22 protein-coding genes are annotated in these 21,129 nt (G+C 70.7%); 16 read left to right on the top strand and 6 right to left on the bottom strand.

All coding sequences use genetic code 11. The annotated features are described in order from the left end of the window. The first annotated feature begins 4 nt into the window (after window positions 1-4). Both ACV530_RS02215 and ACV530_RS02210 read left to right on the top strand, forming a co-directional pair. Window positions 5-886 carry an esterase/lipase family protein gene (locus ACV530_RS02215; RefSeq protein WP_494330461.1) on the top strand — a complete coding sequence of 294 codons (882 nt, stop codon included), beginning with the start codon at window positions 5-7 and terminating at the stop codon, window positions 884-886. 74 nt (window positions 887-960) lie between these two features. After that, the gene (locus ACV530_RS02210) at window positions 961-1,452 is read left to right on the top strand and encodes a ribonuclease FAU-1 family protein (RefSeq protein ID WP_494330460.1); all 492 of its coding nucleotides are present in this window, start codon (window positions 961-963) and stop codon (window positions 1,450-1,452) included. Here ACV530_RS02210 and ACV530_RS02205 read toward each other — a convergent pair. After that, complete coding sequence (locus tag ACV530_RS02205) at window positions 1,449-2,225, bottom strand: GntR family transcriptional regulator (RefSeq protein WP_494330459.1); 777 nt, start codon at window positions 2,223-2,225, stop codon at window positions 1,449-1,451. The genes ACV530_RS02210 and ACV530_RS02205 overlap by 4 nt on opposite strands. A 249-nt stretch (window positions 2,226-2,474) precedes the next feature. Between ACV530_RS02205 and ACV530_RS02200 the strand changes: the two genes are divergently transcribed. Continuing rightward, window positions 2,475-2,840: a hypothetical protein gene (locus tag ACV530_RS02200; protein WP_494330458.1), complete on the top strand. Its 366-nt coding sequence runs from the start codon at window positions 2,475-2,477 to the stop codon at window positions 2,838-2,840. Between the two features lie 2 nt (window positions 2,841-2,842). Here ACV530_RS02200 and ACV530_RS02195 read toward each other — a convergent pair whose 3' ends face one another. Next, complete coding sequence (locus ACV530_RS02195) at window positions 2,843-3,199, bottom strand: hypothetical protein (RefSeq protein WP_494330457.1); 357 nt, start codon at window positions 3,197-3,199, stop codon at window positions 2,843-2,845. A 562-nt stretch (window positions 3,200-3,761) separates the two neighbouring features. Between ACV530_RS02195 and ACV530_RS02190 the strand changes: the two genes are divergently transcribed. The 5 genes from ACV530_RS02190 to ACV530_RS02170 all read left to right on the top strand — a co-directional run bounded on the left by ACV530_RS02190 (window position 3,762) and on the right by ACV530_RS02170 (window position 10,058). After that, window positions 3,762-4,937, top strand: a complete 1,176-nt coding sequence (locus ACV530_RS02190; protein ID WP_494330456.1) for an ATP-grasp domain-containing protein — start codon at window positions 3,762-3,764, stop codon at window positions 4,935-4,937. After that, a complete protein-coding gene (locus ACV530_RS02185) occupies window positions 4,937-6,709 on the top strand; it encodes an IucA/IucC family protein (protein ID WP_494330455.1) in 1,773 nt (590 codons plus the stop codon). Before ACV530_RS02190 ends, ACV530_RS02185 begins: the two co-directional genes overlap by 1 nt. Before the next feature lie 60 nt (window positions 6,710-6,769). Beyond that, a complete protein-coding gene (locus ACV530_RS02180) occupies window positions 6,770-8,473 on the top strand; it encodes an IucA/IucC family protein (protein ID WP_494330454.1) in 1,704 nt (567 codons plus the stop codon). Beyond that, window positions 8,470-9,612 (top strand): type III PLP-dependent enzyme, encoded by a 1,143-nt coding sequence (locus ACV530_RS02175; protein WP_494330453.1) that lies wholly within the window; start codon window positions 8,470-8,472, stop codon window positions 9,610-9,612. The genes ACV530_RS02180 and ACV530_RS02175 overlap by 4 nt, the downstream gene beginning before the upstream one ends. 89 nt (window positions 9,613-9,701) lie before the next feature. Then, entirely contained in the window at window positions 9,702-10,058 is a 357-nt protein-coding gene (locus tag ACV530_RS02170; protein WP_494330452.1) for a hypothetical protein, read from the top strand. Between the two features lie 4 nt (window positions 10,059-10,062). Here the strand turns inward: ACV530_RS02170 and ACV530_RS02165 are convergent, their stop codons facing one another. Then, complete coding sequence (locus ACV530_RS02165; protein WP_494330451.1) at window positions 10,063-10,929, bottom strand: ATP-grasp domain-containing protein; 867 nt, start codon at window positions 10,927-10,929, stop codon at window positions 10,063-10,065. A 25-nt stretch (window positions 10,930-10,954) separates the two neighbouring features. After that, complete coding sequence (locus tag ACV530_RS02160) at window positions 10,955-11,878, bottom strand: GNAT family N-acetyltransferase (protein WP_494330450.1); 924 nt, start codon at window positions 11,876-11,878, stop codon at window positions 10,955-10,957. Between the two features lie 188 nt (window positions 11,879-12,066). On the opposite strand from ACV530_RS02160, the gene asnB reads away from it, so the two are divergent. The 3 genes from asnB (at window position 12,067) to ACV530_RS02145 (ending at window position 15,819) form a co-directional block, all read left to right on the top strand. After that, the gene (gene asnB, locus ACV530_RS02155; RefSeq protein WP_494330449.1) at window positions 12,067-13,920 is read left to right on the top strand and encodes an asparagine synthase (glutamine-hydrolyzing); all 1,854 of its coding nucleotides are present in this window, start codon (window positions 12,067-12,069) and stop codon (window positions 13,918-13,920) included. A 52-nt stretch (window positions 13,921-13,972) separates the two neighbouring features. Then, a complete protein-coding gene (locus tag ACV530_RS02150; RefSeq protein WP_494330448.1) occupies window positions 13,973-14,347 on the top strand; it encodes a GntR family transcriptional regulator in 375 nt (124 codons plus the stop codon). Window positions 14,348-14,439: 92 nt separating this feature from the next. Then, entirely contained in the window at window positions 14,440-15,819 is a 1,380-nt protein-coding gene (locus ACV530_RS02145) for a xylan 1,4-beta-xylosidase (protein ID WP_494330447.1), read from the top strand. Between the two features lie 135 nt (window positions 15,820-15,954). Here the strand turns inward: ACV530_RS02145 and ACV530_RS02140 are convergent, their stop codons facing one another. Together ACV530_RS02140 and ACV530_RS02135 are read right to left on the bottom strand one after the other, a co-directional pair. After that, a complete protein-coding gene (locus tag ACV530_RS02140; protein ID WP_494330446.1) occupies window positions 15,955-16,563 on the bottom strand; it encodes a YdcF family protein in 609 nt (202 codons plus the stop codon). Further along, window positions 16,541-17,902 (bottom strand): helix-turn-helix domain-containing protein, encoded by a 1,362-nt coding sequence (locus ACV530_RS02135; protein ID WP_494330445.1) that lies wholly within the window; start codon window positions 17,900-17,902, stop codon window positions 16,541-16,543. The genes ACV530_RS02140 and ACV530_RS02135 overlap by 23 nt, the downstream gene beginning before the upstream one ends. A 196-nt stretch (window positions 17,903-18,098) precedes the next feature. Between ACV530_RS02135 and ACV530_RS02130 the strand changes: the two genes are divergently transcribed. The 5 genes from ACV530_RS02130 (at window position 18,099) to ACV530_RS02110 (ending at window position 21,121) form a co-directional block, all read left to right on the top strand. Continuing rightward, entirely contained in the window at window positions 18,099-18,302 is a 204-nt protein-coding gene (locus ACV530_RS02130) for a hypothetical protein (protein ID WP_494330444.1), read from the top strand. Continuing rightward, window positions 18,299-18,589 (top strand): hypothetical protein, encoded by a 291-nt coding sequence (locus tag ACV530_RS02125; protein WP_494330443.1) that lies wholly within the window; start codon window positions 18,299-18,301, stop codon window positions 18,587-18,589. Before ACV530_RS02130 ends, ACV530_RS02125 begins: the two co-directional genes overlap by 4 nt. Window positions 18,590-18,698: 109 nt before the next feature. Next, window positions 18,699-18,986: a putative ATP-grasp-modified RiPP gene (tgmA, locus tag ACV530_RS02120; RefSeq protein WP_494330442.1), complete on the top strand. Its 288-nt coding sequence runs from the start codon at window positions 18,699-18,701 to the stop codon at window positions 18,984-18,986. A gap of 12 nt (window positions 18,987-18,998) precedes the next feature. After that, complete coding sequence (gene tgmB / locus ACV530_RS02115; RefSeq protein WP_494330441.1) at window positions 18,999-19,964, top strand: ATP-grasp ribosomal peptide maturase; 966 nt, start codon at window positions 18,999-19,001, stop codon at window positions 19,962-19,964. Next, entirely contained in the window at window positions 19,961-21,121 is a 1,161-nt protein-coding gene (locus ACV530_RS02110; RefSeq protein ID WP_494330440.1) for a methyltransferase domain-containing protein, read from the top strand. Before tgmB ends, ACV530_RS02110 begins: the two co-directional genes overlap by 4 nt. Window positions 21,122-21,129: the final 8 nt, after the last annotated feature.

Below are 21,129 nucleotides of genomic sequence, written 5' to 3'. Positions count from 1 at the left end.
CCTCATGCCCTTTTTCAGAAGAGCTCTGCGCATCCTGTGCGCGCTCGTCCCGGCACTCGCCCTGATATGCGCGGCACAGACCGCCGCGACGGCCGCCCCGGCCCGGGCCGCGGTTGTCAGCAGCGGGTGGAATGACTATTCCTGCAAGCCATCCGCCGCGCACCCGCGGCCCGTTGTCCTCTCCCACGGCACGGCGGGCAACTCCATCGACAACTGGCTCGTTCTCGCGCCCTACTTGGTGAAGCGCGGCTACTGCGTCTTCTCCTTCGACTACGGCCAGGTCAAGGGCATCCCGCTGTTCTACGGCCTCGGCTCGATCGAGAAGTCCGCCGGGCAGCTCTCGGACTTCGTCGACAAGGTCCGCACCACCACCGGCGTGGACAAGGTCGACATCGTCGGCCACTCCCAGGGCGGCGGCCTGATGCCGCGTCACTACCTGAACTTCCTCGGCGGCGCCGCCAAGGTGAACGCGCTCATCGGCATCGCGCCCAGCAACCACGGCACGACGATGTCCGGTCTCACCAAGCTCATGGACGTGGTCCCCGGCGCCCGTGAGGCGATCCACGCCATCACGCCCGGCCTCACGGACCAGGCGCTCGGCTCCCCCTTCCTCAGCCACCTCAACTCCGCGCCCGACACGATGCCGGGTGTCCGCTACACCGTTCTCGTCACCAAGTACGACGAGATCGTCACCCCGTACCAGAGCCAGTACCTGTCCGGCTCGAACGTGAACAACGTCCGGCTCCAGGACCTCTGCGCGCTCGACCTGTCCGAGCACGTCACGGTCGGCACGCTCGACCTCGTCGCCTTCCACGAGGTCGCCAACGCCCTCGACCCGGCCCACGCGACGCGCACCACCTGCGCCTCGGCCGTACTCGGGTCGTAGCGTCGTAGCACCGAGCAGCCTCCCCCTCGCGAAATGCAGTGGCCCGCCGCCACTCTCTGGGGGAGGCTGCACCCATGACCAGGCAATTGCTGACCGCGGGCAGCCACGTGACCGTACGACTGCTGAAGCACCCCCGACGCGATGTGCGTTACCCCGCGACCGTCGTCTCCGACGACGGCACCCACGCGGTCGTCCGGGCCCCCTGGGCCGGAGCGGGCGACCGCGATTTCGGGTTCGTACGCTTCGAGCAGGGCGACGTCTTCACCGAGCACTACTGGCGCGACCGCTGGTACTCCGTCAAGGAGGTACGGGACGCCGCCGGCGTGCTGAAGGGCTGGTACTGCGACGTCACCCGCCCCGCCTCGGTCACCGGGGACGGGCTCGTCGTCGAGGACCTCGACCTCGACCTGTGGCTCTCGGCCGACGGCCGTACCGTCCTGCGTCTGGACGAGGACGAGTTCGCCGAGAGCGGCCTCGCCGACCGCGACCCCGCCGCGGCCGACCGGGCTCAGCGGGCCCTCGACGAGCTCGAAGTGCTGGCGCGAGCGGGGGAGTTGCCCGGCTAGGCCTGCACGGAGTGCTCGTACTCGAGCTCGTAGAGATGCCCGGCCTTGGCCGCGACGCTCACCTCGACCGGCCGGTCGCCGTCGCTGTACACGACGCGGAAGCACCGCAGCACCGGCAGGTCGCCGGGCATCTCCAGCGCCGCATACTGCTCCTGCGTGGGAACGCGCGCCGACACCCGCTCCACGCACCGCCGTGGCGGATAACCCAACTCGGCCAGCAGCGTGGCCGTTCCGCCCAGGATCCTGCGCGGCTCCATCATCGCGGTGCCCTTGGCGATGTCGAGCGGGTAGTACGCCTTGACCAGCTCCACCGGTTCGTCGTCGAAGAGCAGGATCTGGGAACGCAGCAGGGCCGAGCCGCCCTTGGCGATGTTCATCGCGGCGGCGATGTCCGCGGGCGGCCTCGCCTCGCCGACGTCCAGGAGTTTGCTGCGGGCCCGTGCGCCCCGCTTCGCGGCCTCCGTGATCCACCGGTAGGGCCGGCCCGGTTCGGCGGGTGCCAGGATGTCGGCGGGCCGCATCGTCCGCTGCCGGTGTTCCCGGACCGTGACCGAGGATCCCGGGCGCCCCACGGCCAGCCCTTCCGCCTTCAGCAGCCCGACCGCCTTCTGCACGGTCGCGTTCGAGGCGTCGAACCGCTCCTTCAGCTGCTGGGTCGAGGGCAGATTGCCGCCCGGCGGCAGTTCGCCGGACATGATCTCGTCCCGCAGATCCGCCGCGATGCGCTCATGGAGCGGGCGCTGGTCGGCCGCCTCTCCGGCTGCCTTGGGCATGGTCACCCGGCCTTCAACTCGTAGTGCGGACACTGGTGTTGAGTACTGTCGAGACCCGAGACTGTACCGCTTTTCGCGGCAGGCAACCCGATCGTGTGAAGAGTTCCCCGGATTGCTTGGTTGTTTTTCATGAAGAGCAGTACGGTCTCCGCGGCAGACCCCGGCGGCTACGGGCACGCGGGTGTTACCAGCACCCGCATCGCCCCGCGCCGGGGTCCTGCATCGCGATCCACGCCAAGGAGTCCAACGATGCCCGACCAGCCTACGACCTCAGGCCCCACGAACCACCCGTCCCGGACGCCGTCAGGCTTCCGAGCGTCCGCCGCAGCACGGCGAGTTGACGGACGGATCCTCTCCTTCCCCTACAAAGCCGTCGCCGACCGCCTCGACACCGTCACGGTCACCGTGACCGGAGACGGCGTACGCGTCGGCGACATCATCAGCGTCGGCGGGATCCCGCACACGGTCCGGGAGGCGGTGCGCGTCCTGCCCGCCTCCCGGCTGCTGGAGTTCGAGGACGGCAACGCGTACGTTGTCCGCCGCACTCAGCCGATCGAGGTGACCCGGGCCCATCCGGCGCCGGGTCACTTCCTCGTCGAGAGCGTCGAGGCCTGAGGTCAGCGGCCTCCGAGTACCCAACGCCAAGGCCCGCGCTGGCACTTCGGGTGATCGTCGTGGTCGTAGATCCCGGCGTCGTCGGTGCAGTTCCAGCGCGGGTGGCGTGTGACGCGGTGCGTCCAGAACGGCCAGTCGGCGGTGGCGGCACCGTAGAGGGCGACGAGCGGCCAGAAGACGAGCATGAGTGTCCAGAACGCCCAGAGGAAGGCCACGAAGCGGCGGTCTTTCGCCAGCTCGGGTTCCTCGAGTCCGAGCTCGCGCAGGAATCCGGCAGGCATCAGCTTGGTGGCCGAAAGGAACGCCAGTCCGGCACTGGTATAGGCGAACGCGCCCAGGCTCCACTCCAGTGTGTTCACGCTGCCTCCTGTGTTGTCGGCCCCATCGGCCGCCGGGTACGGTACAAAGGAGGTCCCCGCCACGGACCAGGCATCCATGGCGAGGACCAACCGAAGGACGGATTACCGACCGGGAGTCCTCAGCTGATGTGAGGACTGCCGGTCTCCGGCCTGCCGGTTCACCGTCCGATCAGCCACCGGCCCAGTTCTCGGACCATGGCCCAGAATCGCCTGGGCAGTGACTTCTTCCGGTGGCACCCCATGGGCGTCCTCCCCTCATCTGGCGCGACCAAGTTGCCCGGTGGTCGCTTCCGGAGGAGCCCATTCGGGCTCCCAGGGCGAGAGCCCGACGTACAACTCCTCTTGAGGGGAGGACGCGCGAGAAGCGCTGTGCTCAACGTAGAGGAACAACTTGGGCCGATGCGGGCTCCGTTGACTCAATCGGGTGGATCTCCCGCAAAGACATCGAAGAGCCCAACGCGGTACATAGGATGCGTCGCTCCTCCCCATGCCGTTGCACGTGACAGCCGCCGGTGTTGCGATCCTCGGGTGACCCCTCGCGCACCCGAAGGGCGGCGGTTCCGTGCAGCGGCTGTACCTCCTCGCGCTCAACCCCACCGACTCCGTCACCGAGGGCTTCCTGCCCGCCGCCGCCCGCCTGGGGCTGGCCGTCACCGTGCTCACCGATCAACCGGCGCGCTGGGGCGCGGACATCGACGTCATCCCCTGTGAAGTGCGGGACTTCCGTGAGGTCATAGGGCGGATCTCCGTACTCGGCATCGAGCGACGGCCTGACGCCGTGTTCACCAACAGCGACCACCTCCAGACCCAAGCCGCCCTCGCCGCCGACTGGTTCGGCCTCCCCGGCAAGGACTGGCGGGCCGCGTTCCGCGCCAAGAACAAGGCCCAGCTGCGCCGCAGCCTCGCCGAGGCGGGGCTGGACTTCGTCCGGTGCGTCGAGCTCGCGGCGGGCGAAGAGCCGGGGCCGGTGCCGTTCCCCTGCGTCGTGAAGCCGCGCGAGGGCGTGGCCAGCGAGGACGTCGTCCTCGTCCGCGATGCCCGCCAACTCGCCGACACCGTGCGCCGGACAAGAGATCACCGCCCCGGCGAGGCGCTCGTCATCGAGGAGTACCTCGCCGGGCCGCTGCACACCCTCGAGACGCTCGGCGATGCGCGTACGCTGCACGTCCTCGGCTCGTTCCGCACCACGCTCTCCCCGCCGCCGCACTTCGTCGAGGAACGGCTCGACCTGCTGCCCGAGCCGCCACAGCCGCACACGGCACGGGTGGTCGAGCAGCTGATCGCCCTCGGCGTCGGGTTCGGGGTGTGCCACACCGAGTACGTGGTGCAGGGCGAGCGGGCCCGGATCATCGAGGTCAACTACCGTGCCATCGGCGACCGGTGCGACCTCGCGCTCGCCGAGGCACTCGGCATACCGCTCTTCGAGCACATCCTGCGGACCCATCTCGGCGAGCCGCTGCCCGCCGATCTCGGTGCGCGTACCGACGGCAGGGTACGTATGGAGTACGTGTGTGCCGGGCGCGGCGGCACCCTTGTGACCGCGCCCGGGGCGAGCGACACGGAGCGCGACGGAGTACGGCTCGCCTACCGGCCGTTGCGCGGGATCGGCGAGAAACACCCGCTCTACCGCACCAACCGTGACTACCTGGGCGCGCTGCGGGCGACCGGTACCGACGAGGGCCGGATCGACCGCGCCGTCGCGGAGTTCCTGGCTTCCCGGCGATGGGAGATCACCTGATGAGCCCGACCGTGACCGACGCGGTGGAGGACGGCCTCCTCGCCCGGGTCCTCGACACCCTGCTCCGTGAGGACGCCTACGGGCTGCGCAGCACGGCGCGCACCGAGCACCGCCCCGACGGCGACTGGCTCCGGCTCACCGCCATGGGCGAGGCGCTGTCGCTGCCGGTCGGGCCCGACGGGTTCCAGTGCGAAGTGCGGTCGCGCAAGCCGCTGTTGATGGCCGCCGACGGCACGGTGGTGACCGGGCTGCGGCCGGTGCTGGAGCGGCTGCGCGCGGCGGTCGGGCCGGGGGACCGGGCCGGGTTCGACGCGTTCGTCACGGAGTGTGCCGAGGAGCTGGCGGTACGGCGGCTGCACCGGCGGGTGCGCGGCGCGGTCGCCGAGCGGCTGGCCGCGGAGTACGGGACCGGCACGGCCTCCTGGACGGGGCTGCGCGGTGCCGTCGCGTACGACACGCTCGCCGCCTTCCGGGACCACCCCCTCTACCCGACGGGCCACGCCCGCGCGGGGCTCGGCGAGCGCGAACTCCTGCCCTACGCGCCCGAGTTCCATCCGTGCTTCGCCCTGCGCTGGCTCGCGCTCCCGCGCGAAGCCGTGCGAGGCCCGCACGACGCGCTGCCGCAGTGGTGGCCCGCGCCGGGCGCGCTCGGGCTGCCGGACCTCGATGGCACCCACCTCGCGCTGCCCGTCCACCCGCTCACGGCGGGCGCGCCGCTCGCCGGGGCGCTGCGGGACACCGGGCTCGGGGCGGACGCGCGGACGGCCGAGAAGGCGTGGCTGGACGTGGTCCCGACGCTGTCGATGCGCACGGTGGCCGTCGCCGACGATCCCGGTACGCACCTCAAACTCCCGCTCGTCACCTCGACGCTGGGCCTGCGCAACAGGCGCACCATGAAGCCGGGCAGCCTCGTCGACGGCGAGGTGGCCCAGCGGCTGCTCGAGGAGGTCGTCGCGCACGAGCCGCGCTTCGCGGACACGGTCCTCCTCGCCGACGAACGCACCCACCTCGACGCGGGCCACGAACTGCTCGCCGTCCTCGTACGCCGCTACCCGGCTGCTTTGCACCGCGCCCACGTGGTGCCCGTGGCCGCGCTGCTCGCCCGTACGCCCGACGGCACCCTCGTCGCGGACGCGCTCGCCGAGCGCTACTACGGCGGATCGCTCACCGCCTTCCTCGACGCCTTCCTGGAGCTGCTGCTGGACTGGCACACCATGCTCTTCGACCACGGCATCGCCCTCGAGTCCCACCAGCAGAACATCTCTGTGGTGCTGGACCAGGTGCTGGACGAGGACGGCCCGGACGAGGACGGTCGTCGCCGGACCCGGCTGCGTCTGCTGCTGAAGGACAACGACTCGCCGCGCGTGTACCCGGCCCGCCTCGCCGCCCGACTGGGCGGGAAGGCCGCGCGCCTGCTCGGCTTCGACGACCCGCGGGTCGTGGTGGGCGGCGACGGGCCGCTCGCCGACGTCTTCGCGACCATCACCGTGCACCTGTGCGCGGGCGCACTCGCCTTCGAGCTGGACCGGCTCGGCCGAATACCGCTGGCCGCGTCGCTCGGCCGCCTCCGCGACCGCCTCGACGCGGCCACCGCCCGCATCACCCCCGGTGCCGCTGCCGTGCTGCGCGCCCGGGTGCTGCACGCCCGCCGGCTGCCGGTCAAGGCCATGGTCACGGCGGGAACGCTGCTCAGCAAGGAGCGCTCCGGCGCCGCCGACATCAACAAGCACTATGTGGACGGGCCCAACTACCTGACGAGCACGCCGCGTTGAAGGAGCCCCCGCCCGCCTCCGTCGCCTGCCCCCGCCCCCGCATCCGCTGGAGTCGCCGTCATGTCCTCGCCGCCCTCCGTCCGTGCCCTCGTCTCCGCCGATCACGCCGTCGCCCACACCCTGCTCAACTGCCTGCTCCGCGAGGTCTCCGGTCCCGAGCACCAGACCGCCGTCGCCGACGGACGGCTGCTGCTGCGACTGCCCCGCAGCGGCACTCTGTTGCGCATCGCGCTGCGCCGCGCCTCCCTGATAGGCGCCCACCGCTTCACCGGGCCTGCCTTCGGCCGGCGCGACGACGGCTCCTGGGCCGAACTGCCCTGGCCCGCCCTGGCCGAGCACATCCACCGCGAACTGGAGCTGCGCACCGGCGTCCGCAACGACGAGTTCCTCGGCCAGGTCGCCGCCAGCCACGCGGGAGTGAGCGCCGCACTCGCCGCCCGCCCCCGCGAGGCCTCCGTCGGCGACGCCTATCTCGACTCCGAGCAGTCCCTGCTCTTCGGCCACCGCTTCCACCCCACCCCCAAGGCCCGCACCGGCACGCCCGAGGACTGGGAGCGCTACGCCCCCGAGGCCCGCGCCCGGTTCGCCCTGCGCCACCTCGCCGTACGGAGGGCGTACGTACGGCAGGACAGCACCGCACCGGGCGCGCTGGACGCGCTCGACCGCCAGGGCGCGGTGCCGGACGGCTACGTCCTGCTGCCGGTGCACCCCTGGCAGTACGCCATGCTGCGGGACCACCCCGCCCTGCGGGCCGCGCTGCGGCGCGGCGACGTCCTCGATCTCGGGCCGCGCGGCGGCGACTTCGCCCCCACCGCCTCGGTGCGCACGCTCTACGACGGCCGTACCTTCCTGAAGTTCAGCCTGAACATCCGCATCACCAACTGCCTGCGCAAGAACGCCGAGTACGAACTGACCGGCGCCGTCGCCCTGACCCGGCTGCTGGAGCCGGTGGCCGCCGACCTGGCCGCCCGCTTCCCGGGCGCCGGGCTGCTGCGCGAGCCCGCGTACCGCACGCTCGGCCTCGGGGGCCGCGAACTCGCCGAGGGCTTCGGCGTGATCGTCCGCGAGGGGCTCGGGGCCCGGCTCGCCCCCGGCCTGACCGGCCTGCTCGCGGCGGCCGTCGCCGACGAATACCCCACCGGCCCGGCGCAGCTCGCCCGGCTGCCGGCCGTCGCCGGCCCGGGCGAGGCCCTCGACTGGTGGGACACCTACCTGCGCCTGCTCGTCCCGCCCGTGCTGGCCGCCTACTTCGACCACGGAGTGGCCCTGGAACCGCACCTGCAGAACGTCGTGATCGGCGTCGACGGGGACGGTACGCCCCGGCAGGTCCTCTTCCGCGACCTGGAGGGCACCAAGCTGCTCCCCGGCCACCACGCCGCCGCCCTGGCCGCGCTCCCCGGGGACGTCGCCCGCGCCGTGGCGTACAGCCCCGGGCGCGGCTGGGACCGGGTCGTCTACTGCCTGCTCGTCAACCACGTCGCCGAGATGCTCGCCGCTCTCGCCGACCTGTACCCGCGCCTCGAGCCGCGCCTGTGGTCCGCCGTGCGCCGGGTGCTCGCCGCATGCGCCGCCGCGCACGGCGATCCGCCGCCGCTGCGGGCGCTGGCCGCCGGAGTGCCGCTGCCCGCCAAGGCCAACCTGCTGACCCGGTGGGAACGCAAGGCCGACCGGGACGCCGGCTATGTCCGCATCGCCTCGCCCCTCGCCTCGGGGCTCCTGTCCGTGCTCGCCGGTTCCCCCGCCTCCTGGAGCGCCACGCCGTGATCCCGTTGCTGTCAGCCGGTGAACTGCCCGCCTACGTACACGACTTGCGCGACCTCGCCGGGCACGCCCGTGCCGTACGGTCCGCGCTCCCCGACGGCGTGGAGCTGTACTACGCGGCCAAGGCCAACCCCGCTCCCGCCGTTCTGCGAGCCCTCGCCCCGTACGTCACCGGGTACGAGGCCGCCTCGGGCGGGGAGCTGACCCACGTCCGCGCCGCCGTGCCCGGCCTCCCGCTCGCCTTCGGCGGCCCCGGCAAGACGGAGGACGAACTCCGGCTCGCCCTGCGGCTGGGCGTCGAGCGCATCCATGTGGAGAGCGAGACCGAACTGCGCATGCTGCTCGCCCTCGACGCCGCCGCCGAGATCCTGCTCCGCGTCAACCTGCCCATCGGCGACGGCATCGACGGCGCGGCGCTCGTCATGGGCGGCCGCCCCGGCCCCTTCGGCCTCGACCCGGACCGCGCCGAGGCCTGCCTGCCCCTGCTGCGCGACAGCCGCCTGCGCCTGCGCGGCATCCACGCCCACCTCGCCAGCGGCCTCGACGCCCCCGCCCACCTGGCCGTCGCCGCCCGCGTCGCCGACTGGGCCCGGGACCTCGACACCCGGCACGGCCTCGGCCTGACCGAGGTCGACGTCGGCGGCGGCATGGCCGTCGACTACGCCCGCCCACTGGCCCGCTTCGACTGGCCCGCCTACGGCCGTGGCCTGCGCGAACTCGCCGCCCGCCACCCGCGGTTCACCCTGCGGATCGAGCCCGGCCGCTCGCTCACCGCGTACTGCGGCACGTACGTGACCGAGGTGCTCGACGTCCGGCACAGCCACGGCGAGGCCTTCGCGATCCTGCGCGGCGGCACCCACCACCTGCGCACCCCGGCCGCGAAGAACCACGACCAGCCCTTCACGGTGCTCCCCGCCGACCCCTGGCCCCACCCCCGGCCCCGCCCCGCCGTCCACGGCGAACCGGTCACCCTCACCGGCCAGTTGTGCACCCCCAAGGACGTCCTGGCCCGCCGCGTCCCGGTGGCCCGGCTGCGCGCGGGGGACCGCATCGCCTTCGCGATGGCCGGGGCGTACGCGTGGAACATCTCGCACCACGACTTCCTGATGCACCCGAAACCGACGTTCCACTACGTGGGGTGATCCCCCTGTCGGCCCGTCTGCGGTTGCCGCCCGGCGGCACGCCCCCGACCGTGTGAGGTGGGGACGTCCGCCCGCAGGAGGGATCCACCATGCGCATCCGGTACACCCTGGCCCCCATGGCGGCCGCCGTCCTGGCACTAGGCTCCCTCGGCGCCGGCTGGCCGCACGCGGCGAAGCCCGGCTACACCTGCGACATCAACCTCGGGGAGTTCGACCCCACCCAGCCCTGGTACGTGTTCTGGGACGTCCCGCCCGAGAACGAGATGCACGCGACGGGCCGCTGCACGGCACTCAAGGGCGCCAAGGCCTCGGGCGTCCAGCTCAAGGCCTTCATCACCATCAGGAACACGGGGCGGACGATGTACTGCCAGGAGGTCCACGCCAGGGTCCCCGACCGCGTCGTGGGCAACGGCTGCAGACCGCTGGGGGCGCGGCCCAATCCCTAGATCTCTACGCCCGCGCCTCCACGAGGTCCGCGAAGCGGCGCAGGCCGTCCTCGCTGTGGGTGAGGAACAGGTGGGGCTCCACGAGCTCGAGCTCCATCAGCACCGGCGCCCCGTCGTCGCCGACCGCCATGTCGACCCGCGCGTACAGGAGGGCGTCGCGCGTCGGCACGGCTGCCAGCGCCGCGTCCGCCAGGGCCAGTTCGGCGGCCGACGGCTCGTGGGGCACCAGGTCCGGGTGCGGGGCACGGTCGTTGTCGATGACCCCGGCCTCGGTCAGCACCGGCCCCTTGCGCAGGGCATGGCTGAACGCCCCGCCGAGGAAGACGAGCGCCCGCTCGCCCTCGTCGATCCGGCGCAGGTACGGCTGCACCATCGCGGTCGCGCCCGCGGCATGCAGCGCGGCGACATGGCGCGCGGCCGGGCCGGCCTGGTGCTGCGTGTAGCGGGCACTGTCCTGCGAGCCGGCGGAGACGGTGGGTTTGACGACGAAGTCACCGCCCCCGGGGAGGTCGACGTTCTCGCCCGGGGCGATGTACCGGGTCGGGACGACGGGCACGCCGCGCTCGGCGAGTTCCCGCAGATACCGCTTGTCCGTGTTCCAGCGCACGAGCGCGGCCGGGTTGTGGAGGCGGGTGACGGAAGCCACCGCGGCGGTCCACTCCAGGTACTCCGGGCACCGGTCGTGGTAGCCCCAGGTGGAGCGGATGACCACGGCCGCGCACGCGGACCAGTCGAAGTCCGTGTCGTCCCACGCCACCGCCACGGCATCGACACCTCGCGCGCGCAGTGCCTCGAGCATCGGCGGCAGATCCGGGTCGACGTCCAGCCCCTTGTCCGAGGTGGCGAGCGCGACGCGCGTCGTTACGGCCATTGCTGTTCTCCCGTTTCTCCCGTGCTCACCCGAAGTGACGGACATAGCGCCACTCGTCCATGGCAGGGGCATATCCGAACCATGTGTTGACCGCCAGCATCGGCGCGTTCCCGGCATCGTTGTGGGTGAACGCTTCGCGGTATCCGGCGGTGCGTGCCAGCCCCAGGCTGTGGTGCTTCACGAGCCGGGCGAGCCCCCGGCCGCGGTGCGCGCGGGCCGTGCCCGTCATGCCGGACATATAGCGGTCCCGCCCGTCGGTGTGGGCGAGGGTGAAGGCGACGGGCCGTCCGCCGCGCTCGACGGCCACCACCGTGAGGGCGGGGTCGAGGACGGGCTGCCGCCAGACGGTGTCCAACCAGGTCTCGTACGGCACGGCTTCCGCGGGCACGTCGCCCGGCTCGTCCGGGGTGACCTCGGCGTCCAGTTCGTACAGCGGGTACGGGTCGGCGGCGAAGTCCGCCGCGGTGCGCAGCTCGATGCCCTCCGGTGCCTCGGGCCGGGGAGGCAGGTCGGCGGAGGCGAGGTCGAGGCGGAGGAAGCGGGACGGGCGGAGGCGCTCGTAGCCGCGGTGCTCGGCCCAGGCGGGGGAGCGGCCGTCGTCGAGCGTCCACGCGAAGACCGACCGGGCGCCGAGATGCGCCAGGTGCTCCTCGGCCGCGGCGAGCAGCGCGGACCCCGCGCCGCGGCCGGTCCACCCGGGATGCACACAGGGGTTGGCGAATGCCTGGCCCGGCTCCGCGCCGTCGACGTAGAACCCGGTGCGCGCCATGCCCACCACTCTGCCGTCGAGTTCGGCGACGAGCAGGCGGAAATGCGCTTCGGCGGGGGCCCGGCCGGCTTCCTGGGCGAGCAATTCGGGCGTGATCACCATAAAGGGCTGGGCGGCGCGGCGGGCCTCGGCGGTCCGCTCCGCGTCGGCGGGGACGAAGTCCCGGACAATCAACGTCATTTGCGCACCATAAGCAGAGAATCCGGCCTGATCCAAAGGTTTTTACCGACCATAGATGGTGGATGCAACTACTTGGGCGTAGCGTGATCGCCGCAGCGGCCGACGGAAACGACGCCGACCGCGACCACGGGGGCTGAGCCGCGCTTCGGGGACCCCGGGGCGGCCTACCGAAAGGGGACACCGCGACCATGTGCGGAATCACCGGATGGATCTCCTACGACCAGGACCTCACCAGGGCCCGCGGAACGCTCGACGCGATGACGCAGACCATGGCCTGCCGCGGCCCGGACGCCTCGGGCATCTGGCTGGACACGCATGCCGCACTCGGCCACCGCAGGCTGGCCGTCATCGACATCGAGGGCGGCAAGCAGCCGATGCTCGTCGAGCACGACGGGCGCACCCTGCTGGCCACCACCTACAGCGGCGAGGTCTACAACTACCGCGAGCTGCGCGCCGAGCTGACCTCGCTCGGGCACAACTTCCGTACCAGCAGTGACACCGAGGTCGTGCTGCACGCCTACCTCGAGTGGGGCGAGGCGTTCACCGAGCGCCTCAACGGTATGTACGCGTTCGCCCTGTGGAACCCCCGGACCGAGGAACTCCTCCTGGTCCGCGACCGGTTGGGCATCAAGCCGCTCTACTACTGCCCGACCCCGGACGGCGTGCTCTTCGGCTCCGAGCAGAAGGCCATCCTCGCCCACCCCTCCGTCCGGCCCTCCGTGGACGCCGAGGGCCTCGCCGAGATCCTGGCGTTCGCCAAGACCCCCGGCCACGCCGTCTACCAGGGCCTGCTCGAGGTGCGCCCCGGGCACACCGTGTGCGTACGCCGCTCGGGCCTGACCGTCAGGCGCTACTGGGCGCTCGAGGCGCGGGAGCACACCGACGACGTGGACACCACCGTCCGCCGGGTGCGCGAGCTGCTCGACGACATCGTCGGCCGCCAGCTCATCGCCGACGTCCCTCTGTGCACCCTGCTCTCCGGCGGGCTCGACTCCTCCGCCATCACCGCGCTCGCCGCGAAGGGACTCGCCGCGTCGGGCCGCGGACCGGTGCGGTCGTTCGCGGTCGACTTCACCGGCCAGACCGAGAACTTCCGCCCGGACCCGCTGCGGGCCACCCCCGACGGCCCGTACGCCCACGCCCTCGCCGAGCACGTGCGCTCCGACCACCACGACGTCGTGCTCGACACCGCCGCGCTCATGGACAAGAAGAACCGCGACGCGATACTGACCGCCCGGGACCTGCCCCTGGGCTTCGGCGACGGCGACACCTCGCTCTACCTCCTCTTCAAGGCGATCCGCGAACAGTCGACGGTCGCTCTGTCCGGGGAGTCCGCCGACGAGATCTTCGGCGGCTACCAGTGGTTCCACACCGAGGCCGCGCTCGCCGACACCTTCCCCTGGATCGCCGGGGGCGCCGCGAACACCTTCTCGGGCTCGCGGGACCACGGACGCACCGCGCTCCTCGGCAAGGGCGTCCTCGACAAGATCGACGTCGGCGGCTACCTCGCGGCCCGCTACCACGACGCGCTCGCCGAAGTCCCGCACCTGCCGGGCGAGGAGGGCCTGCAACGGCGCATGCGCGAGGTCAGCTATCTCCACCTGACCCGGTTCCTGCAGATGCTCCTCGACCGCAAGGACCGGGCCAGCATGGCCGTCGGCCTCGAGGTGCGCGTGCCCTTCTGCGACCACCGCCTCGTCGAGTACGTCTTCAACGCCCCCTGGTCCATGAAGACCTTCGACGGCCGCGAGAAGTCCCTGCTGCGCGCCGCCGTCCGCGACGTGCTCCCCGACGTGGTCGCCGACCGCGTCAAGAGCCCCTACCCGAGCACCCAGGACCCGCGCTACGCGGTGGCGCTCCAGACGGGACTGCGCCGCGTGGCGGCGGACAAGGACTCGCCCGTGAAGCCGCTGCTCGACGGCGAGATGATGAAGACGGCTCTCGAGGACGGCGCCGCCGAATCGTTCCGGGTCGCGGCCGAGACGGTCCTCGGCCTCGATACCTGGCTGCGGGCGGCCGGCGGCACGGACCTGGTGCTGTGACGGGTAGCGGACAATGGGGCCACAATCGCCGCCCACCAGCCGGGAGTCCCGCGTGGCCTTGCACCTGTCCGTCGACCCGCACGCGTCCGAGCCGCCCTACGAGCAGATCCGCGCCGCCGTCGCGGAACAGGCCCGCTCCGGCGCCCTGCCCACGGGCCACAAGCTGCCGACCGTACGGGGACTGGCCGAGCAACTGGGCCTCGCCGCCAACACCGTGGCCAAGGCCTACCGCGCGCTCGAGACGGACGGAGTGATCGAGACCCGAGGCCGCCACGGCACGTTCATCGCGCCCCAGGGCGACACGGCCGCACGCGAGGCCGCCACGGCGGCCCGCACGTACGCCGAGCGCGCCCGCCGGCTCGGCCTGGACCGAGCGGCCGCACTTGCTACGGCCCAGGACGCGCTGCGGGCCGTCTACGACGACTGAGCGTAGGCGGACGAGAGTGCCGAAAGCGTTCATCACGGCCTTTCGGTGCGAAGCCGCCGCACTCGGTACCCCACGCCGTTACCCTTGCGGAGATGGGACGTCGTGCTGGGGGTAGGGCGTTGTCAAATCCGGGGCGTTGGCGGTTCGGCGCACTGCTCGCGGCCGTCGCCGCGGCGCTGGCGCTGCTGTTCACGGTGAGCATCGGCGGCTGGGAGTCGAGCGGCGGCCCCCGCGGCGGACCGGGCGACGGCAAGAGCCCGGCCGACGTCGGCTGGGGCTTCACCCACACCCAGTACAGCGCCGACCTCGGCGACGACAGCGCCAAGAACACGGTGACCACGCTGCTCTCCGGCGACCCCATGCCGCAGAACCAGCACATCATGGGCTGGGGCGCGGACAACCCCGAGCCCAGACCGGGCACCTACAACTTCGGCGACCTCGACCGCCGCGTCGACTTCATCCGCCGCTCGGGCGGGATGCCCGTGCTCACCCTGTGCTGCGCCCCGGACTGGATGAAGGGCGGCAGCCCGAACACGACCGACTGGTCCAAGCAGTCCCTGGAAAAGGCGCCCGACCGCCCCCACTTCCAGGACTTCGCCGACCTCGCCGGCGTCATCGCCAAACGCTATCCGTCCGTCCGGCACTTCATCGTGTGGAACGAGCTCAAGGGCTTCTACGACGACGGCCGTAAGCGCTGGGACTACGAGGGCTACACCGACCTCTACAACCTCGTCTACAAGGCGGTGAAGAAAGAGCGCAAGGACGCCCTCGTCGGGGGACCGTACGTCGTCATGGACAGCAACGCCCCCGGATCCGGCTCCAACTCCTCGGTGGTGCAAGGCCCCTGGGGAGTACTGGACCAGCGCTCCCTCGACGCGGTCGACTACTGGAACCAGCACAAGGCGGGCGCGGACTTCGTCGTCGTCGACGGCTCCAGCTACACGCGCGACGGCAACCTGCTCGTCCCCGACGAGTTCCAGGCCACACGCAAGTTCGCCGACACCACCGCCTGGCTGAAGGAGGCGACCGGCCTGCCGGTGTGGTGGGCCGAGTGGTACGTCGAACCCCCCGACTCCCACGACGAACGCAAGGGCTGGACGGAACCCCACCGCGTCGCCGTCCAGGCCACGGCCATGACCTACCTCGCGGAGTCCGGCGTCTCCGCCGCCTTCTACTGGAACCCGGAGGAGGGCGGCGGCGGTGCCTGCGCGGGCTGCCTGTGGAACGGCACGCAACAGGCGGGTGGGGGCGGGTCGTTGCCGATGCTCGACCTCCTGACCCGCTTCGGCAAGGCGTTCCCGCCGGGGGTGCGGGTGCGGGTGCCGTCGGTGGAGGGCGACGGGGGCGACGGGGTGCGGGCGCTGGCGTCCGACAGCACGATGCTGGTGATCAACACGCGGGACCGGGGGGCGGTGGTGAAGGTGGGCGGGCGCGACGTTTCGTTGGGACCTTATGAGGTGCGGTGGTTGTAGTAGAGGGTGGCCTCAAATCTTGGTGTCGGCGGGGGCGGTCCAGGAAGAGCCTTCGGATGAGCGCATCCACACACGGTTGACCAGGGGATGAACGTTGACGCCGAGGCCCTGCCCGGAACGGGGGCGACGCGCGCGTCAGCGGCGCCACGTGCCGTCAACGCGGTCTGCGGCGTGAAAGCTCCCGTCGGCGACGCGCCTCGATACCTCTTCCCATTCGCGGAGCACTCGGCGCTTGCCGTCCGGGATGAGGGGCCAGTCGGCACGGGTGATGAGCTTTCCCGCATACCAGGGTTCCCAGGAAATGCCGTAGAAGGGGCCGATATCGGGCAGCAGTGTCGTGAGGCAATGAAGGGTCCGGCGGTGGTACCACTTGCTGACAGCCGTGATCCTCAGACCGGAGTCCAGGGCCTCCCGCAGGAACCGCAGCGAGAACTCCACGTTCTGCCAGGTGTTGCTGGATGTGTCCTCGTACCTGATAGCAGAGTCGGGGACACCGCGTTCGGTAAGGAGCCTGCGGAATTCGCGGCCTTCGACGATTCCGTTGTGGCGGTTCACGCCGCCGGTCGCGATGATCAGTGGTGCCAGTCCTCGGTGGTATCGTTCGGCCGCGATGTCAACCGGCTGGAGCTGATTCGTTCCGAAGAGCAGGTGAGCGGTCGGCTCGTTGGGGGGCGGGGGCGCTTCGATGTCCACGAATGCCGTGCAGGTGTCGATCTGCTCGCTACTGAGATGATTGCTGCTCATTCAACTCCTCCGGATGGTGCGGCAGTTGAAGACGTCGGGACGCCTCCACGTACCGGGTATGGTATTCCTCAGCCTGATGCGCGCTGGCGAAGCGTTTTGCTAGTGCTTGGTCAAGCTTTCCGGCAAGGGCCAGTGTGGGCCACGCTGGACGCTTTCCAGTGAGCGCAGCGTGGCCTGCGGAGACAGCCTCATCGAGGTCACCGTTCCCGGCGTGGGCAAGGCCCAGGATCAGCAAGGCGCGTGCGTAGCCGGACGGATGCTCGCCACGCTGCCGTGCCTCGGGCGGGTAGAGGGTCTGGAGTACCCGGTTCGTCGCGGACACGGCTTCCTGGAACTGTCCCAGCAACAGCAGGGATGTTGCGGTGTAGGGCGGTTCTTCCCCCCGGGCGACGGAGAAAGCCCCGGTCTCCTTGCTGCCGGGAGCAAGTCGCGTCAACGCCTTCGCAGCGTGGCGCCTGGCGCTTTCCATATGGCTGACATCACCGGCCATTGCCGCTGCTCGCATTTCCTGTGCTGCCAGCTTGGCGTGAACCGCTGTTCCGATCGGTGTTGCGCCCCGGCCTTTCGAAGCCAGAAGGGCAGACTGTCGCGGCTGTCCCTGATAGAAGGCGATCGTCGATCGCGTCAAAGCGGCCCATCCCGCCAGTTCCGGCTGCCTTGCTTCCTGGCTTCTGCGTTCAGCGTCGGCGCACCAGACGTGTGCCGACGCATGTGCTTCCGCATCGCACGCGGCAATGGCAAGCAGGCATGACAGCCAGCCGACTGCGAGGGAAATGTCTTTGTGCTGTGGAATGTTCCTGGAGCTCTTGAGGAATCTGCTTGCGTATGACCGCACCGCGAACATCTCGGCGTACGCGGTATCGGGGAGCGTGGTACAAACCGCCAGGGAGTAATGATCGACTAATTCGCTGAGGCTGTCCGCTATGGCTCCGGGGCTGTCCTGGCCGATCACATCCAGAGCCTCGACAGCACGCTGTCCTCTGGCCAGCGGGACAGCTGCCAGTGCTGCCGCGCTCACCGAGAAGAGGGCGCGCCGTTTCATGGAATCGTCCTCCACGCTCACCGGGGTGCTGTACGGGATAGTTCCCGTCGGCCGCATTGTCTCCCGGCCGACTGCATCGGGTGTACAGAGGTCCAGCCCCAGGATGGCCGCCAGATGCGGCAGCCACTCGCCGGGCTTTCGCCGTCCGGTCTCCCACCGGTAGACATCGTTGGCTGTGCAGGTGCCCCAGCCGGAGGCGCCATTGAGTTGGCCAGCGAGGATTTTCTGTGTCCAGCCACGGGCCAGCCGGGCCGCCTTGATCACAGCCCCCAGCTCCGGTGCCTGCATCGTGAGCATGGTTCAACTCCCTGTGTCAATCTGCCCCGTTGGCAGAACGATGGCAGACCCGCTGGCAGATATGCAGAGATCCGTCAACGTCGTTGACTCAGTGACAGCCGCCTGGGGACGGTGTTCCCGGACGGCACCCTGACAGTGGGTCCTTCCCCGAACAGTCCGCCGTCACCAACCAGTCCGCTCGTGTTGGAGCTGCCTCATGCCCAAGAACCGTGGCACCGCCATGCCCGCATCCGGGTCCTCGTCGCCGAGGCCGGAGCGGCGGTCGACGTTGCAGCAGAAGCTCAAGGCGAAGCACCCGCTCACCCCGACCGTCGCGACGCACGGGGATCCGGGCGGCTGGAGCCGGGACACGGTCGAGACGTTCCTGGACCTGTCCGCCGGAGAGGCGGCAGAGGAGTGACCGCGCCCAAGCTTCCTCAATGGCTGCACGAAGGCGCCCGTGTATACGACCCGGGCAGCGAGCGCGACGGGTTCGTGCAGTTCATCGGGGAGTGGGAAGACCCCTACACCCGCCGCCGCACTGACCGTGCGGTGTTCCTGCGGCCGGTGGGCGGCGGCCGGGAATGGGTCGTTGAGGACCCGGGGCGGCTGAGAATCCGCCCGCAGGCCGGACACATCATCGACTCCGCCTCCGCCGGGACGTTCCCGCCGGTGGTGGCGGCGGACACCGCACTCACGGTGTCTTGACCGGCCCCGCTCCCTTCGGTCGCATGGCGGCAGAAGATGGCAGGGGAGCGGGCACCAGCACCAGCCCCCGCCCCGTCCTGGGGCGGTCCTGCAACCTTTGGAGGACGCAGTGAGCAGCCTTGCCCCACCCATGTTCCCCAAGCCGAAACCGGACCTGCGCTCGCCCGGCAGCGGCACGGTCCGGCCCTTCGGTCTGACTACCGCCCTGCCCGTCACCACCACCGAGGATGACGGCATGGCCGAGGGCCTGTCCCTGTGCCCGCGCCGGCAGATCACCATCACCCGTGACGGGAAGCCGTTCATCAACGCCCCGTCGATGGCCTCGAAGTTCCAGACCGTCAGCCAGACGGTGGAGGACATGCAGGTCGCCACCGACAAGGAAAACGACACCGACTGACGAGGAGCTGCTGTGACGGTCCTGGTGCTGACCCGCCCCTTGTTGGACGCCACCGCCGATCTTGTGATCACCGAGCTGGATGCGCGGGGGATACCGGTCCATCGTCTCGACCCCGGCCAGTTCCCCCGGGAGATGGCCATCACCGCCCGCATTGGCGAGGGTGAGGAGGACTGGCTGGGCATCTGGCAAGGACAGCACCGGGACCTGCGGCTCGAAGACATCTCGGCCGTGTACTACCGGCGGCCCGGCCCCTTCCAGCTCGATCCCCGCCTGTCCGCCGATGACGCCCGGTGGGCATACGACGAGGCCCGCCACGGGTTCGGCGGCGTCCTGTCCTCGCTGCGCTGCACCTGGGTCAACCACCCCCACCGCAACGCGGTCGCCGACTACGCCCCGCACGCCCTCGCCATCGCACGCCGCTGCGGCCTGCCGGTGCCTCGCACGCTGATCAGCAACGATCCGGCCGAGGTCCGCGACTTCATCCGCTCCCTGCCCGGCCAGGTGGCCGCGTACAAGCCGCTGGGGGCAGCGAGCCCCTGTGTGGCGGGCGGGGAGCAGACCGCGGTGTGGACCAGCCGCGTGAGCGCCGAGGACATCACCGAGACGGTGGCGCTTACCGCGCACCTGTTCCAGCAGTGGGTCACCAAGGAGTACGAGGTCCGTCTGACCGCTGTAGGACGCCGGATGTTCGCGGCCGAGATCCATGCCGGCTCGGATGCGGCCCGTATCGACTTCCGCCGTGACTACGGCTCGCTCACCTACCACGTGTGCCGCGTGCCCACTCATATCCAACAAAGTGTCTTGCAGCTCATGGATGCGCTGGACCTGCGGTACGTGGCGCTGGACTTTCTCGTTAGTCAGGGAACCCGCGACTGGTCCCTGATCGACATCAACCCGGGCGGGCAGTACGGGTTCGTGCCCGAACTGCGTGACCCGATCACCCGCGCGATCGCCGACGTGCTGGAAGGACAACCGTGACGACCCTGACCGCTGAGCAGGCCCGCCACCGCATGACCGATGCCATGACCGAATCCGGTGCCCTGCACACCCCGGGCTGGACGAGCGCGTTCGCCACGGTGCCCCGCGAGGTGTTCGTGCCTGTGTTCTCCGTGCGCACCCCCGACGGCCTGATCGCCTTCGACGAGGACCATCCCGAGTTCTACGACAAGGTCTACAGCGACGACTCCCTCGTCACCCGACGGGACGCGGGCGGCACCTCGGTCAGCAGCTCCAGCCAGCCCTCCCTGATGGCCAGGATGCTGGAGACATTCACCGTCCCCGAAGGCGCCCGAGTCCTGGAGATCGGCACCGGAACCGGCTACAACACGGCCTTGCTGTGCCACCGCTTCGGTGACACCCAGGTCGTCAGTGTGGACATCGACCCCGAGCTCACCGCCACGGCCCGTCGGAGGCTGGCCGACATCGGCTACGTACCCGTTGTCGTCACCGGCGACGGCACCAACGGGCAGACGAGCGGCGCCCCGTACGACGGGATCCTCGCCACGTGCGGCGTGCACCGCATTCCCGCCGCGTGGTTGAAGCAGGTACGGCCCGGCGGGATCGTCGTGACGAACATCGGCATCGGCATCGTGCGCCTGACCGTCGATGACAACGGTGGTGCGCACGGCGCGTATCTTCCGGAGGAGGCCGGGTTCATGATCGCCCGTCCCACCGTCGACCACGTCGCCGAGACGGCCTCGAAGTACACGAGCCTGGTGATCCATGGCAGCGGGCACAGCCAGAGCGCGGAGGTACCCGACGGCTTCTACGAGGCGCTGGTCCACGCCTCGGCCCTCGAAGTCGCGCTGCTCCAACACGACGTGCTGAGCATGTCGCTCAGTACCGAAGGCGGAATCACCGTCTATGGCTTGCTTCACCCGCCCACTGGGTCCTGGGCACGCATCACCCCGCAGGGATCCGGCAGCAGTGCACGGATCGAACAGGGCGGACCGAAGCCACTGTGGGAGGAACGGTGCTCGCTGCTGTCCACATGGATCACCGACGGCCGTCCCGGACCAGGCTCCTATGAACTCACCGTGGACCCCAGCGGGGGGCACACCCTGAGCAGGCAGAAGCCCAAGTCCCATTCCTGGACGCTCCCTGCTACTGCCACCGACAGAGCACTGAACCACTGAACCGGTTT

The organism is Streptomyces sp. SX-6 (assembly GCF_059089585.1).
Note: the sequence above shows the minus strand (reverse complement) of the source record. Positions and strands in the feature narration are given on the sequence as shown.